Raw genomic sequence first — 14,689 nt, forward strand, 5'->3', positions numbered from 1 at the left:
GAGGTATCAAACTGTACCTGCATAAATCAATTCATCCCTTTATTCAGCAACGCCGGAAATTCCTTTGATTCCAGACGGTCAGAAACTGTCAGCAGCCAACGAGCCAGCCGCTCCTCTAGCTGATGAAAACGGTTGCAGGCAGATTCTTGTACTATTTGAGTGTATACACCTTGCATATAGCACAGCAGTAGGCTTTGAAGCACTGTACCTCGCTTGAACTCGTTTCTGAGTATATCTGCATCGATTTGCATGGCAGTGTCTGGAATCTGCACAACAGCATTTGTGATTGTGGTGGTGTCTCCTAAAATTACGGGCATACCCACCATACCTTCATTGCTCACTAAACCAACTTCCACTGTCGAGCCATCTTCCATAGTGGTAATTATAGAAACCACTGCCTTATTAGGAAAATAGACCTGTGTGATCGGTTCGCCTCTTTGGTAAAGGACTTGCCGATTTGATAGCGGAACCAGCTTCATGTGGGGAATAAGACGCTGATAATCACTGGCTGGCAGAGCTGCAAGCAACTTATTTGCTGGTTGCTCAAAGGCATTTTTGTCTAATGACATTGGAATTCTCCTGAATGTAGCCGTCTCTAGAAAAGGCAACTCCAGGCATAAGGAGAAAAATCAATAATTTGAATCCTATATGTCAAAAGGTGTATTCCCTAAAAATGTTTTAATAAAAGATTAGATTTTTATATTTATTGTAAACATATTTATAAGATAACATAATTAAATTAGAAATTTACTGTAGCAAATAAATCCTGATATCAATCAAAAAAGTTAGTATAGCTTACTAAAGCATTTATCATCTATCTAAAGGTTGAGAGCAAAATAATACAAACTACATAGTAAAATAGCCCGCCTCAGAATGAATTCTAAGTCTAATAGCGAAAGTTGTCTAAAGATGACTGAGAAAATGTTATAGTCCGTTTTAACAAGCCTTTTTATAGATATTCCTATGCGGTGCATAAGAACGAATTACGTTAGCGTTAGCGATAGCGAGGAACGAGCGTCATTACGAATTACAAATTACGACTTTACCTAAGTGAGTCGCACTTGTAAGGTAATGATAAGCTTCTTGTGCTTCAATAAAAGGGAAAACTCGATCAATAATTGGTTTGATTTGATGCTGTTGCATTGCTTGATTCATCGCCTCAAACATTTCTCGACTGCCAACATAAATTCCCTGAACTGTTAAACTTTTAAAAAGTATTGGCATAGGGTCAATTTCATTTCCTCTACCTGACAATACGCCAATCAAGCTAATACGTCCTCCAATACGGACTGCTTGCAGTGATTTTGGCAGAGTGCCTGCACCGCCTACCTCAACTACATGATCTACACCCGTGCGATTAGTCAATTGGTAAACTTGCTTTTCCCAATCTGGTGTTGTTTTGTAGTTGATTATTTCGTCAGCACCAAGCTGTTTAGCTCGTGCTAATTTCTCATCACTGCTAGAAGTAATAATCGCTCTAGCACCATGTATCTTGGCAAACTGGAGAGCAAAAATCGAAACTCCTCCTGTACCGAGTAATAAAATACTATCACCTGCGCGAATATTGCCTTTTGTCACCAGTCCATGCCAAGCTGTGACTGCTGCACAGGGTAAGGTTGCGGCTTCAACATAGCTTAGATAGTCTGGTAATATTACTAAACCATCTTGGTGTAATACAACATACTCAGCTAGCATTCCATTGATACCGCCTCCTAAATCGGATTTCATTTTCTCTTTGGTTAAAGAGCCATAAATCCAGTCTTGGAAGAAAATACCAGCGACGCGATCGCCTATTTTAACCCGTGTCACACCTTCCCCTACCGCCACGACTTCCCCCGCACCGTCAGACAGGGGAATTAAGGGATATTTCTGTCCAGCACCGTAAGATCCTTCAATGACAAGTAGATCGCGGTAATTTAGGGATGTTGCTTTGACTTGAATGAGAACTTGTCCCGCAGTTGGTTTTGGTTCAGGGCGATCGACTAATGCGAGGGCATCAATCCCGGCGTTGCTTTGAATTTCGTAAGCTTTCATTGGCAGACTCCTTTTGCCAAAAATTATAGTTTAGAGAAATTTTGTGTTGCTTTTCTACACCAAAATAATTACTGGTAGCAATTATGTATGAAGATGCACTAAATCATATTTACAGCTATTTTCAGGTAAATAGACCACGCGGTAAGGGCGCAAGGCCTTGCGCCCCTACCACAGGTGTGGTTCAAATACTTGAATTCTGCTGTAAGTAGAAGAAGGAAGTAAGAAAAACGAACCGCATAGACGCAAAGCGGTGAAGCAGCGCGGTCTTCTCCCAAAGGGAGAGGCTAGCGCCAAGGGGGTTTCCCCCATAAGTGACTGCACCAAGCCGGAGGGCTTCCCGCAGGGTAGGACGCATAGACACGTTCGCGGAGCGTCTCCGAAGGAGAAGGGTAGGACGCAAAGAAAGAAAGAAGTTAAAAGGGTTTGGTGCAGCCTCACAAAGAACTGACTTTTTACGGGATCTGGAAAACCTCACTTCTATTTCTCTCTTCCTTTGAGGAGAGAGACTTTGAATTTTCCCCCTTCCCGCGACGTGTTGGGGGTTAGGGGGTTAGGTGAATCGTTAGCTTTTCCACATAACGTGAAAAGTCAGCACAAAGAAATGCTATAAGGAGGGGAAAATAGATAATTAAAAAGCAGTAGTTTAATATGAAGTTAAACCACTGCTGTTTATTGTAATAGATAAATAGTGACTACTCTAAATTGATAGTCATTTCGCCTTATGAGCTTGGTTGCTGATCGGGAAACATACACTTATCAGAGTCACAACCACTAGGGCCAGCCTCTGCCATTTCGCCTAAATCGTAGCGGCTTAAGACTGCACAGAAATCATCTGTTTTCCGCCGTGCCTTCACCTCTTTATTCAAGCGATAGTAGGTTGGTTTATCTATCGGTTCAAATGGCAAACGTGGGAATGATTGCAAATCATCAAAACGAGCTAAAAGAGCGGCTGAAATATATCCTTCATCATTCTGGATGGTTTCGTAGATGCGCTGTCCTAAAGGTTCGATTTCATCAGAGCGAAGTTCTAAAGTTGCTGATGTGTTATGAGTCACATACCAACGTTGAACCTGGAGGACAAAATCAAATTGGGCTAATACTGAAAACTTAGAAACATCAATTTCATCAGCACCTGGTAAATCAGCCCAAGATACAGAAACAGGGATTTCTACTAACCATTCACTTACCCGTGGATCAAAGGGATCGTTGAGCAAATTACCTTGTTCATCTTTATCTGATTGAGAGGGAATGACGTTATAACCGTAGTCAATACAAGCTAAGGCTACTGGGTCATTTTTGCCGAAGGTGATGCGGCGAATAAATCTTTGCGCTTTTGGGGGATGCCATCCTGAACTAGCATTGGTTAATAATGCCTTTGTGCCACTGGGTTGAACTGTAGTGCAACGATTTGGACGCTTGAAATTATGGCGATCGCAGTAATCCCAAACCACCCGATGTACAACATCTTTCCAAGAACTTAGATATTTTTCTTCCTCACGTTTGAAAGCTAACCCTTGTGGAGTTGCAGGTCTTCCTTGTTCCCACCAACGCAGCCAATCAACACCAAAAGCATGGACAAAGAAATCAAATAAACCTGTAAAAGAAACTCCAACAATTGGATCTAGTTCACGGCTATATTGATAGCGTGGTTCCAGGAATTTGTGATTTAAAAGTGCTGCTACAGATAGCGCCCCAGCAGTGAAAGCCTCCTCTTGTTCTTTGTAGTTATGTGGATCGATTTGATTGAGGTGAACCTCAGACAAATTGCAGTGAAAGTTACTACCGATGATTTCCACATTTGTTACCCTAGAGGCTTTTTATCCCCTAGTTCTACTGCTTGATTATTCGCAGTAGCTCCGCGTACATTTTGCACATGTCACTTCAGATAATAAAAGTGTTTTTCACATACGCCCCCGCACTCTTGGAGAGATTATATTCTAGACAACAATTTTGGATGTAATCTAGTTTCACTCTCTACGCTGTACGGTGTCAAAGGCTTTTTAGTTCCTTTGATTACCACGGGATTAGCATCTCAGCCTTCCCCGTTTTTGCGAGGTTTTTAACGTGAGGCAAAATCACTTACCACACGGATTTAGCCCATAGCGAGCCAAACGATGTTCTAGCTCCGACGCATCAAGATTTGAATAGCGTTCCTGTAACCATTGTTTTGCTGTTCCTTGTTCGTAAGCTTGCAAAAAATTAACTTTGTCAGATTGTGTTGGCAGCAAATCAATATTCGATCGCGCTACGGCTTCACCAGCCCATTGAATCGCTCCCTCGCCACTATAATATTGTTTGCGGACAGCATTAAGACATTCTTCTAAGGTTGGCTTGCGGTGAAAAACTCTCGTATGGTTTGCCATCCTGAGTGCATCACGCTCTGGATCAATTCGCCAGTTGCCACTTTCATCTTGCTGCCATAAATTATCTTTGGCATCGGCTGCTAGGCGATCGCTAGAATCAAACTGACGCATTCCCGCGCTTCTTCGGATATTGCCTGCGACAATTGTTACAGCACCTTGATCGATTAACAGACAGCATTCAACTGAATTTAATTGCCGTCCTACAGCTTTACTCAGGATAGAAGCACAACACTGATAAAGTCCGGGCAATTTTACAGGATTAGCAACTCCTCCAAAGCCGTTGAGAGTTTCTCCTGATGAACGGACATCGCTGATATCGACTAATACTTCAACTTCTGCTGAAAATTGTTCATCAGTGGAGAGTTCTAATAGGGCTTGATATGATTCAACCCAACCTTCACGGCTATCTCCAACGTGAATAGTGACGTTATTCCCTTCTATATGAGTTTCAGTATATTCACGCCGTTGTTGGATAGGAGTGCTGCCAATTTCGCCTTGTACAGTAACATTCAGTTGATTACGGATGGGGGGCAACTGGTTAATAAATTGTGGTTCTATGATGGCTCCAGTACCACAGCCCATCATTGCCAAATCCATCATTAATCCGAAGGCACTCCAGTCTTCAAGATTGGTGGAGGTGCAATTATAAGCCCCAGAAAAATTCTTTGGCTTGGTTATCCAGTTTGTTCCACCAACCCATAGCCAGCGTCCACTAGGCATAGCTTTCAAGTTGCGCTGCATCTTATCGAGTATGTGACATTCTTCTTGAGTTAGCTTTCCCAACTCGACTAAGCCGAGTAGAGTGCGATCGCATACTTCATCCCATGTTTCCCTTAATCCCGCCTTTGTGCGGCGGCTATAGGTTCTAAAAAATACGGGATTAGCAGCCGGTGCAGTTTCAGGAAACTTTGCACTCTGGCGTTTTCTTTCAAGTTCTCTAACCATATACTAAGTGTGTTGTGTGCGGACAGATTATGACTATACGCCAAGTAGTTTTAGTATTAAAGATTGTCAAATTGTCCACTTTACGCTACCTATAGTCCGTACTATTTGCAACAGAAATTTATGATGTATAATGTCCTTCACCCTTGGGTAAAATATCGATACTGAGTTTTAATAACTACAAATTAACTAATAAATAAATTCTCTTTATACCGATTATTATTCAATTACTTAGCGGAGGCATAAATTTTGCTTAAAATTATGCAGGTAGAAACGGAGGAACATAAATCTCATATACACAAACTATTTTGGGAATATTTTAATGAGACTAAATTAATATTCAGCCATCAGTTCCGCATCAATTTAGATGTGAATACATTCTTTGAGCAATATATGACTCAACTTGACGAATTTATACCCCCTTCAGGACGCTTACTTCTGGCACAATACGAGGCAAAAATAGCTGGCTGTGCTTGCTTACGAAAGATTGGCGAAGATGTTGGTGAAATTAAAAGGATGTATGTAAAACCAGAATTCCGTAGAAAAGGAATTGGTCGGTTTTTATTAAAAACTATCATCAATGAAGCTGCGTACATTGATTACTCAAGGATACGTTTAGACAGCGCCCCTTTTGCAAAAGAAGCACAAGCACTTTATCGTGTATTTGGCTTTCAGGATATCGAGCCGTATTTGGAAAAAACAGAGATTCCTTTAGAACATCGAGCAAACTGGGTTTTTATGGAATTGGTTTTAAAATGATCAACATCCGTTGTGAAACTCTGCCAGACTATACAGTAATAGCTGAGGTGAATACATTAGCTTTTGGGCAAGAAAACGAGGCTAAACTTGTCAAGAAAATTCGCCGTTATGACCCAATACAGTTCAGTAAGGGATAATTGCCGGTTGGTTGAACGAACGCGAACAGCGTCCCGTAGGGAAGTGAAACCTAACAAATGTCCGATTTCTTTATACTCTTTTTTTGACAAAGAAATTGATTTAATAAAACTTAACTCTTCCTAGGAGAACATCATGTTTAACAAAGTTTGGGGGTTTAATTCCCCTGCCTCTATTGGCAGCACGTTTTGTGTCGGGGTAAAATCCCCGTTACAAAACGGAATTGCGAATTGGTTTAATATTGTAGGACTTACGCATTGACAGAAAAGCTAAAATAACAGGTATAGTTTTCAAGGCTTATAGCTAGGTTTTTCAATGAGATTTTGGCGATCGCACCCAATCAACGGTGATTGACAAAAGCCTGAAACAACGTATTTACGTTAATGCACAAGATAGTTATTTTGTACAGTGCGTAAGTCCTATATTGTTTGATTCAGCATGAATCTCTCTGTTGATCGTAATGCAACAGTCAAAAAGAGGAAAGGGGGCAGGGAGCAGGGAGCAGGGGGGAGAACCCATACTTCAGCTACGCAGTTCGACTGCGCTCACCGTAAACTCAGTAACCATAAATAAATTTATTTACTCTGAGTCAGCGGACGTAGTATTTCTCGCGCTCTGCGTCTTGAAATACATTTTTTTGCTTCTCCATAAATAAATTTACTTGCTCTGTATCCTTTTCGTTTTTGGTCAGATTTGTAAACTTTAAGCTTTAACCAATCTTCAAGTTACAGTTCTTGAAGTAGTTGAATTTACAAGCGAGGATATCATGACTCAATATGACTATATTGTGATTGGTGCAGGTTCGGCAGGCTGCGTTGTCGCCAACCGGATGACACAAGATAGTGAAACAACTGTGTTACTACTCGAAGCTGGCAATCCAGATACTAAACCTGAGATTCAAATCCCGTTGGAATCCCCCAACTTACCTCGCTCGGAACTGGACTGGAAATATTTCTCTGAACCAGAACCTTACCTGAATAACCGCAAAATCTTTTGTCCCCGTGGCAAAGTCTTGGGTGGTAGCAGTTCGATTAATTCCATGATTTATATCCGGGGCAATCATCACGATTATGACCACTGGCAGTCATTGGGGAATCCTGGTTGGAGTTACCAAGATGTATTGCCCTATTTCAAGAAATCTGAGAACCAGCAACGCGGTGCTGACGCATACCACGGGGTTGATGGTGAGTTGAGCGTGACCGATATTCAACCCCCTACTGTGGCATCCCAACGATTTGTAGAAGCAGCCGTGGCAATCGGATATAACCACAATCCTGATTTCAATGGAATACAGCAAGAAGGTGCGGGACTTTATCAGTTGACGGTAAAGGATGGTAAACGTCACAGTGCTGCTGCTGCATTCCTGGTGCCAATTCTCAAGCGTCCCAATTTGACAATAACAACAGGAGCGTTAGTGACTCGGTTATTGTTTGAGGGAACCCGCACCGTTGGGGTGGAATATATGCACCAGGGAACGCTGCACCAAGCCAGGGTTAATAAAGAAGTGATTTTAAGTGCTGGTGCATTCGATTCGCCCAAGCTGCTGATGCTTTCCGGCATTGGTGATGCAGAACACCTGCAAGCAATGGGGATTCCTGTCGTCGTTGATTTGCCTGGTGTCGGTCAAAACCTCCAAGACCACTCTCTCGTTCCTGTGGCACACCAGATAATTACCAGTCCTGTGGCACAGGAGGTAATTGCTGGGTTAGACCCGGCAATTAGCAGTAATGGTAACGCTGAAGCCGGATTGTTTTTGCATACCGAAGGTAATCTGGATGCCACGCCAGATTTACAGTTTTTCTTCGGTAGCATTCTGTGGATATCTCCTGGCAAAACTCTCTCTGGTTTGGGATTCACTGTTACAGTCAGTTTGACTCATCCTCAAAACATTGGCAGTGTCAGTTTGCGTCCTGCCGAAGGCAGCAGCGCTTCGCTATCGCCTGACCCCAAAGACCCACCAATTATTCGGATCAACTTTCTACAAAGTCAATCCGATGTGCAAAAGCTAGTTGAAGGGATTAAAATAATGCGTAAATTATTTCATACAAGTGCCTTTGATCAGTTTCGAGGTGAGGAAATCAGTCCCGGTACTGAGGTGATTAGCGATGAAGCACTCGAAGCTTACATCCGGGAATTTTGCGTTACGGGGTATCATCCTGTCGGCACTTGCAAAATGGGAACTGACCCAATGGCGGTTGTTGATCCCGAACTCCGGGTATATGGGGTTGAGGGGTTGCGGGTTATTGATGCATCAATCATGCCAACTCTGGTCGGGGGCAATACGAACGCGCCCACGATTATGATCGGCGAAAAAGGAGCCGATTTAATTAAAGCCGCAGGTGGCGTTTCATCGCAAATAGCTTCAGCAATGGCAAACTAACTCGCTTGCCTGGAGATAACATGACTCACAAAACAGAGATTCAGAAAACGCTCAACCGGGATTCCAGGGTCCTAGGTAACGCCTATGCAATTTCCCTTCTTGGGTGTTTTTAAAACTTATAATTAAGTGCAATTTGAGCATTCATAACCACAGATGAGACTGTGTTAACCACAGTTGAAGCTGTATTAACTACAGCTTCAACATTTATAACCACAGCTTAAGCTGTATTAACTACAACTTTACTTTTACTTATAACATCAGGAGTATTTATAAATAATCCTTAATCTTTCTTAACTACTGCTTGAAGTTTACATCATCAGCGTTTGTAACCACAGCTTAAGTTGTATTAACTACAGCTTTAACTTCATTTATGGAATTGGTTTTAAAATGATCAACATCCGTTGTGAAACTCTACCAGACTACACAGTAATAGCTGAGGTAAATACATTAGCCTTTGGGCAGGAAAACGAGGCTAAACTTGTAGATGAAATTCGCGGTTCTGACCGCTATATTCCAGAACTTTCTCTGGTTGCAGAGGTTGAAAATGTTATAGTCGGTCATATTTTATTCAGCTACATTGATTTAGTGGGTGAAGAAACACTACAGCTACTCGGTTTAGCACCTTTGGCAGTTCATCCACAGTTTCAAAGACAAGGTATTGGTAACGCCCTAATAAAAGCAGGATTAGAAATAGCAGAGGTAAAGAAAGAAGCCATAGTGATTGTCCTTGGTCATCCCCACTTCTATACTCGTTTTGGCTTTCAATCTTCTGTTGTTTATGAAATCGAGTCTCCTTTTCCAGTACCAGAGGATGTATTTATGGTTAAACCACTGCAAAGCTATCAAAAAAGGTACAAGGGAAAAGTTGTTTACCCACCAGCTTTTCATGAAGTATAATTCAAGTTTATGAAAGTAGGAATTCTTTGGTAAGAAATTCTTTGGCAACTTTTCTATCAGTCGGTAAGTATATGGAAACGTGGATATCTAAATTTTTTAAATATTTGCACATTAGTGGTCCAACATCAGACCATTCCAAATTACCTAGCCCACATCCTAAAGCAGGCATTGCTAAAGATTTGATACCTTCTTTTTTGTAATTATCTTGAACCCATTTTAGTCCTTCTTCAATTCCATCAATATCAGCATTATTTTTCCAATGCTGTTTTGTTGGAAATAACAAAAACCATGTTTCTCCATTTTCAGATGGCAAAGAAGTTGTTTCTTCTGCTAGTTGATTAAATATTGAAGATTCACGTTTATGTAATTTTGGTTTACCCATTTGTAAAATTTTATTCTTGCATAAATCTTCATAGTGAACATACATATCTGGAAATCTATATTTAGCTGTTGATGCTAGTCCTTTTCCCATTACTCCAACGCAGTTGACACTTATTGTAAGTGTTTGCATTCTAGAGAAAAACATATCGCCTTCTACAATAGAAACTGTGTTTGTTAGAGCTATTCTGTTGTAAGGCAAGAAAAACATAGTTGGCTCTATGCTCACTGGTGGTCTGGGTAAATTTTTGTACTCAGAATTTTGTATAATTTCTTCTAGTTTTTTTGCAGTATTTTCTGTTGGTACATAAATTGCTTGTATACAATCCGGTGCAACTGTCTTAAATACTAAACACTCAGCCATTATTTTTCTTTTTGTCCCATCTTCTTCTTTCCACCATTCAATATCTATACCTTTGATTATTTCAGCGATAATTTCTTTTTCTTTCCAGCTACTTGCTGGTAGAATTTGTGATAAGTGGCTAGCCGCATTTCCAGTTGTTATAAAAGCGTCTTTCCGATTGAGTATACTTGGTTGTATTGACAAAACAACAATCCCATTATCTTTATTTTCATTTATCACTCTGTATAACATCGGGTTTCTTGGCTGAAAATAAAGATTAGCATATTCCCATAAACTTTTGCCATCTGGTGTGTTTTTGTTACTACGGTTAGCAACTATTTGTTGGTCATATACAGGTGTACGTTGGATATTCTCTTGTTCAACAATTGCATGAGATAAAACTCCTTTTTTTAGGATAGATGGTACATTATTAATATGTGTAATATAATACAAACTATCAATTGTCTTTTTGCGTTTCATTATTATTTCATCAAATATTTTCGGTAGTACTATTGTACTAATTGGATTCAAAAACAACAATATTTATGTATGATATAAGACATTTACCTAAACTACACCCTTGACCTCTAACGCTGCTGCAACCCGTAAAATTAACGCTTCATTATATGGTGCTGCTATCAATTGCACACCTAAAGGTAAGGCATTTTGGCGCTGAATTGGTACTGAGAAAACGGGTAAACCAATAAAAGATAATGGTTGAGTAAACAACCCTAAATGAGGACGGACAAGAATTTCTTCACCATCTAAAATCATCGTTTGTTGACCAATTAGCGGTGCGGAAATTGGTGTAGTTGGGGCAAGAATCACATCCACATTTTGAAAGACTTCCCGAACGCGATCGCGATACCATTTTCTAAACCGTTGTGCTTGTAGATACCAGTTACTTGGAATTAACGCCCCAGCTAAAAAGCGATCGCGTGTCGTTGGATCAAAATCCTGGGGACGACATCGCAATTTATCCAAATGCAGATTTGCGCCTTCACTAGCTGTAATCACAAAGGCTGCTGCACGGGCGCGGTGTGTTTCTGGTATGGTTACGTATTCAGTGACTTTTATTGCATCAGCTACTTTTTGAACTGCTGCTAAAGCTTCAGGTTCTGCGCCTTTGGTGAAATAATCAGCAGCAATAGCAATCCTGATTGCAGAGATATCTTGATTGAGTTGTGATAAAACCAATTCAGGCGGGCGCTTTGTGCAAACTGGATCGCGATCGTCTTCTCCTTGAAGGACATCAAACACCGTAGCGATATCCTGCACCGAACGCGCAAAAGGGCCAATATGATCAAAACTGCTAGAAAATAAAGCTACGCCAGCACGAGATAACCTTCCGTAAGTCGGCTTAAAACCAAAAACGCCACACAACGCCGCTGGAACGCGAATCGAACCATTTGTATCAGAACCCAGCGTCAACGGTACTAACCCAGCAGCAACAGCCGCCGCCGAACCACCCGATGAACCACCAGCAACTCGTTGTAAATCATGGGGGTTGTGAGTAGCACCGTAATGGGAGTTTTCTGTTACAAACCCATAAGCGTACTCATCCATATTCAAAGCGCCAACCAGCACAGCACCCGCTTGTTTCAGCTTCGCTACTGCTGTCGCATCTTGGCTAGCTGCTGGGTTCTCTGCATTGATTTTCGACCCCGCTAAAGTCGTTAAACCAGCGATATCAAAAAGATTTTTCACCGCAAAAGGGACACCAGCAAGCTTTCCAGGATTATTACCTTGGGCGATTTCCCTGTCAATGCGGGCTGCATCTGTTAAAGCTGTCTCAGCAATCACAGCCGTAAAACAGTTGAGTTGATGATCCCGCGCTACTATGCGTGCTAACGCAGCCTTGGTAACTTCCACCGCGCTAACTTTGCCTTCACGTACAGCAGCAGCTATCGATACAGCATCATTCATGGTTCAAAAACTGGTGCAACTTCAATATCCTCCGCTAGAGGAAAAGAATTTACAAGATTAGCGATCGCCCTAATTCTCTCAAAATTTTCCACTACACCATCTCGATACTCATCCTTTAGCTGCAAATCCAACAACAACGCCATAAGATCAACATACTCACCCACATTAAAAGCTTCCATCTCTTTTTTGCGTCCTTGGCGTCTTGGCGGTTCGTTATTCTAAACTTATAACCTCTTTCGGCAACAAAAAAAATCCATCCTCCCCCGCCTCAAAATCAACAACCTGAAACACAGCATCAATATTTAACTCACCATAAATATGAGGAAATAAATTATCTACCTCCGCAGCTTCATAACGAATTTCAGCTTTAACTTGTTCAGAATCAATGCAAAGAATTACCAAACCCTTTTGATTAACAAAAAAACGATTCGCCACCCAGATAACTTGTGCTGCTGTCGAACAGTGAATAAATCCTTCCGAGTCTAACGTATCACCCCGATAGCTTCCGAAGATTTTTGCTTGTTCCCATTGTTCGCTTTTGGTGATATGTAAAATAGTGTTCATGGTAATTAATTAACAAATGCGATTAATTTTATACAGTAAACCCGGCTGTCATTTATGTGAAGGTTTGCAAGAAAAGTTAGAACAAATCCAAAATCTTAGTTTCGAGTTGGAAATTAGGGATATTACGACTCGTGAAGATTGGTTCGCTGCGTATGAGTATGAGGTGCCAGTACTTTATTTATCGAACCACAGAGGCGCAGAGGGCACGGAGGGAGAAATTATAGAAGCACCATTGCCGCGTCCTTCTCCTCGTGCTAGTGTGCAGCAGTTGGAGCAAATGTTGCGTAAGTATTTAGCCAATTAGAAAAAAATAATGCAGAATAAGCGCAAGCTCAAGAAGGTGACGAGGTTCACAAAATGAAATTGCGGGAATTACTAACGGCCGTAGACAGTGTTGAACAATTGCCTAGCCATCCGATGGAAGATGTGGAAGTTAGGGGTTTGAAGACGAATTCCCATGCTTGTCGTGCGGGAGATTTATTTATTGGGATGCCAGGAACGCGGGTTGATGGTGGAGAATTTTGGCAAAGTGCGATCGCATCGGGGGCTGTAGCTGCGATCGTTTCTCCCGAAGCGGCACAAAAAAATCCTCCCACAAATGAGGTAGTCATTAGTGCAAGTAACATAACTCAAGCTTGTGCCCAGATAGCTAGTGCTTTTTACGGTTATCCAGGGCGAAAACTCAAGCTGGTAGGTGTGACTGGTACAAATGGCAAAACTACAACTACTCATCTGATTGAGTTTCTACTCAACAAAGCTAATCTAGCTACAGCTTTAATGGGAACTCTCTACACTCGTTGGGCAGGTTTTGAGCAAACTGCTGCCCACACTACGCCCTTTGCGGTGGAATTGCAACAGCAGCTAGCAGAGGCTGTAAAGGCTGGTAGTGAGTTCGGGGTGATGGAAGTAAGTTCCCACGCTTTGGCCCAAGGTAGAGTGTTGGGTTGTGAATTTGAGGTGGCAGTGTTCAGTAATCTTACTCAAGACCATCTCGATTATCACACCGACATGGAAGATTACTTTGCCGCCAAAGCGTTGTTATTTAGCCCTAATTATCTCAAGGGACGGGCAATAATTAATGCTGATGATTCTTACGGGAAGCGGTTAATTGCCTCGTTAAATTCTGAGTACGTTTGGAGTTACAGTGTAAACGACAACAGCGCCGATTTATGGATGAGTGATTTAAGTTACCAGCCCAATGGTGTCAGTGGTACATTACATACACCAAAAGGTGACGTAGCTTTTCGATCGCCCCTAGTCGGACAATATAATTTAGAAAATCTTTTAGCAGCCGTAGGAGCAGTTTTACACTTAGGGCTAGATTTGCAGTTAGTAGCATCTGTGATACCTGAATTTCCCGGAGTTCCCGGACGAATGGAACGGGTACAAATTAATCCTGACCAAGATATTAGCGTGATTGTAGATTATGCTCACACACCCGATAGTTTAGAAAATCTGCTGAAAGCTGCACGCCCGTTTATACCTAGTAAAGTGATTTGCGTGTTTGGTTGTGGCGGCGATCGCGATCGCACTAAGCGCCCAAAAATGGGTAAAATTGCTGCTGAGTTAGCTGATGTTGCGGTAGTGACATCGGATAACCCCCGGACTGAAGACCCAGAACGAATTTTGCAAGATATTTTAGCGGGAATTGCTGACACAGTACAACCAACTGTAATTTGCGATCGGGCTACTGCAATTCGTACCGCTATTTTACAAGCACAACCCGGTGATGGAGTGTTACTTGCTGGTAAAGGTCATGAAGACTACCAAATTCTCGGCACCGAAAAAATCCATTTTGATGACCGAGAACACGCACGCGACGCTTTGCACCAAAGACTGAACATACAAGCTTAATTTGGGCATTGAAAAGAGGCAGAGGGGAATGAAGAAGCAGGGGAGCTCTTAGCTGGGGGAAAAGTTTCCCCTTTTCCCCTGCAAAGCAATTCCTCTTTTCCATCCCCCCTGCCC

Annotated in this window: 12 protein-coding genes and 2 pseudogenes; 6 read left to right on the forward strand and 8 right to left on the reverse strand. The window is 41.8% G+C overall.

Translation table 11 applies throughout. The annotated features are described in order from the left end of the window. Positions 1–26: 26 nt before the first annotated feature. The 4 genes and pseudogenes from ACFE90_RS27315 to nrdJ (ACFE90_RS27330) form a co-directional block, all read right to left on the reverse strand. Positions 27–569 (reverse strand): Crp/Fnr family transcriptional regulator, encoded by a 543-nt coding sequence (locus tag ACFE90_RS27315; protein ID WP_375505547.1) that lies wholly within the window; start codon positions 567–569, stop codon positions 27–29. 451 nt (positions 570–1,020) lie between these two features. Beyond that, positions 1,021–2,034 carry an NAD(P)-dependent alcohol dehydrogenase gene (locus ACFE90_RS27320; protein WP_375505548.1) on the reverse strand — a complete coding sequence of 338 codons (1,014 nt, stop codon included), beginning with the start codon at positions 2,032–2,034 and terminating at the stop codon, positions 1,021–1,023. Positions 2,035–2,753: 719 nt separating this feature from the next. Next, positions 2,754–3,827, reverse strand: a pseudogene (gene nrdJ / locus ACFE90_RS27325) (ribonucleoside-triphosphate reductase, adenosylcobalamin-dependent); the annotation flags it as partial. 285 nt (positions 3,828–4,112) lie between these two features. Then, positions 4,113–5,342, reverse strand: a pseudogene (nrdJ, locus tag ACFE90_RS27330) (ribonucleoside-triphosphate reductase, adenosylcobalamin-dependent); the annotation flags it as partial. Between the two features lie 246 nt (positions 5,343–5,588). On the opposite strand from nrdJ (ACFE90_RS27330), the gene ACFE90_RS27335 reads away from it, so the two are divergent. The 4 genes from ACFE90_RS27335 to ACFE90_RS27350 all read left to right on the forward strand — a co-directional run bounded on the left by ACFE90_RS27335 (position 5,589) and on the right by ACFE90_RS27350 (position 9,510). After that, positions 5,589–6,098, forward strand: coding sequence for a GNAT family N-acetyltransferase (locus ACFE90_RS27335; RefSeq protein WP_375505549.1), 510 nt, complete (start codon positions 5,589–5,591; stop codon positions 6,096–6,098). Beyond that, positions 6,095–6,235, forward strand: coding sequence for a hypothetical protein (locus ACFE90_RS27340; RefSeq protein ID WP_375505550.1), 141 nt, complete (start codon positions 6,095–6,097; stop codon positions 6,233–6,235). The genes ACFE90_RS27335 and ACFE90_RS27340 overlap by 4 nt, the downstream gene beginning before the upstream one ends. A 764-nt stretch (positions 6,236–6,999) precedes the next feature. Beyond that, positions 7,000–8,613 carry a GMC family oxidoreductase gene (locus ACFE90_RS27345; RefSeq protein WP_375505551.1) on the forward strand — a complete coding sequence of 538 codons (1,614 nt, stop codon included), beginning with the start codon at positions 7,000–7,002 and terminating at the stop codon, positions 8,611–8,613. Positions 8,614–9,000: 387 nt separating this feature from the next. After that, complete coding sequence (locus tag ACFE90_RS27350; protein WP_375505552.1) at positions 9,001–9,510, forward strand: GNAT family N-acetyltransferase; 510 nt, start codon at positions 9,001–9,003, stop codon at positions 9,508–9,510. A 7-nt stretch (positions 9,511–9,517) separates the two neighbouring features. On the opposite strand, the gene ACFE90_RS27355 is transcribed toward ACFE90_RS27350, so the two are convergent. The 4 genes from ACFE90_RS27355 to ACFE90_RS27370 all read right to left on the reverse strand — a co-directional run bounded on the left by ACFE90_RS27355 (position 9,518) and on the right by ACFE90_RS27370 (position 12,721). Continuing rightward, a complete protein-coding gene (locus tag ACFE90_RS27355; protein WP_375505553.1) occupies positions 9,518–10,711 on the reverse strand; it encodes a DarT ssDNA thymidine ADP-ribosyltransferase family protein in 1,194 nt (397 codons plus the stop codon). A gap of 87 nt (positions 10,712–10,798) precedes the next feature. Further along, the gene (locus tag ACFE90_RS27360) at positions 10,799–12,157 is read right to left on the reverse strand and encodes an AtzE family amidohydrolase (RefSeq protein WP_375505554.1); all 1,359 of its coding nucleotides are present in this window, start codon (positions 12,155–12,157) and stop codon (positions 10,799–10,801) included. Further along, on the reverse strand, positions 12,154–12,336 hold the full coding sequence (locus ACFE90_RS27365; RefSeq protein WP_375505555.1) for a DUF4089 domain-containing protein: 183 nt from the start codon (positions 12,334–12,336) through the stop codon (positions 12,154–12,156). Before ACFE90_RS27365 ends, ACFE90_RS27360 begins: the two co-directional genes overlap by 4 nt. Before the next feature lie 34 nt (positions 12,337–12,370). Continuing rightward, positions 12,371–12,721 (reverse strand): DUF952 domain-containing protein, encoded by a 351-nt coding sequence (locus tag ACFE90_RS27370; RefSeq protein WP_375505556.1) that lies wholly within the window; start codon positions 12,719–12,721, stop codon positions 12,371–12,373. Positions 12,722–12,737: 16 nt separating this feature from the next. On the opposite strand from ACFE90_RS27370, the gene ACFE90_RS27375 reads away from it, so the two are divergent. Both ACFE90_RS27375 and ACFE90_RS27380 read left to right on the forward strand, forming a co-directional pair. Further along, a complete protein-coding gene (locus ACFE90_RS27375) occupies positions 12,738–13,025 on the forward strand; it encodes a glutaredoxin family protein (RefSeq protein WP_375505557.1) in 288 nt (95 codons plus the stop codon). Between the two features lie 53 nt (positions 13,026–13,078). After that, a complete protein-coding gene (locus ACFE90_RS27380) occupies positions 13,079–14,575 on the forward strand; it encodes a UDP-N-acetylmuramoyl-L-alanyl-D-glutamate--2,6-diaminopimelate ligase (protein ID WP_375505558.1) in 1,497 nt (498 codons plus the stop codon). The last annotated feature ends 114 nt before the right edge of the window (positions 14,576–14,689 follow it).

The organism is uncultured Nostoc sp., assembly GCF_964245445.1.
Lineage (GTDB): Bacteria > Cyanobacteriota > Cyanobacteriia > Cyanobacteriales > Nostocaceae > Nostoc.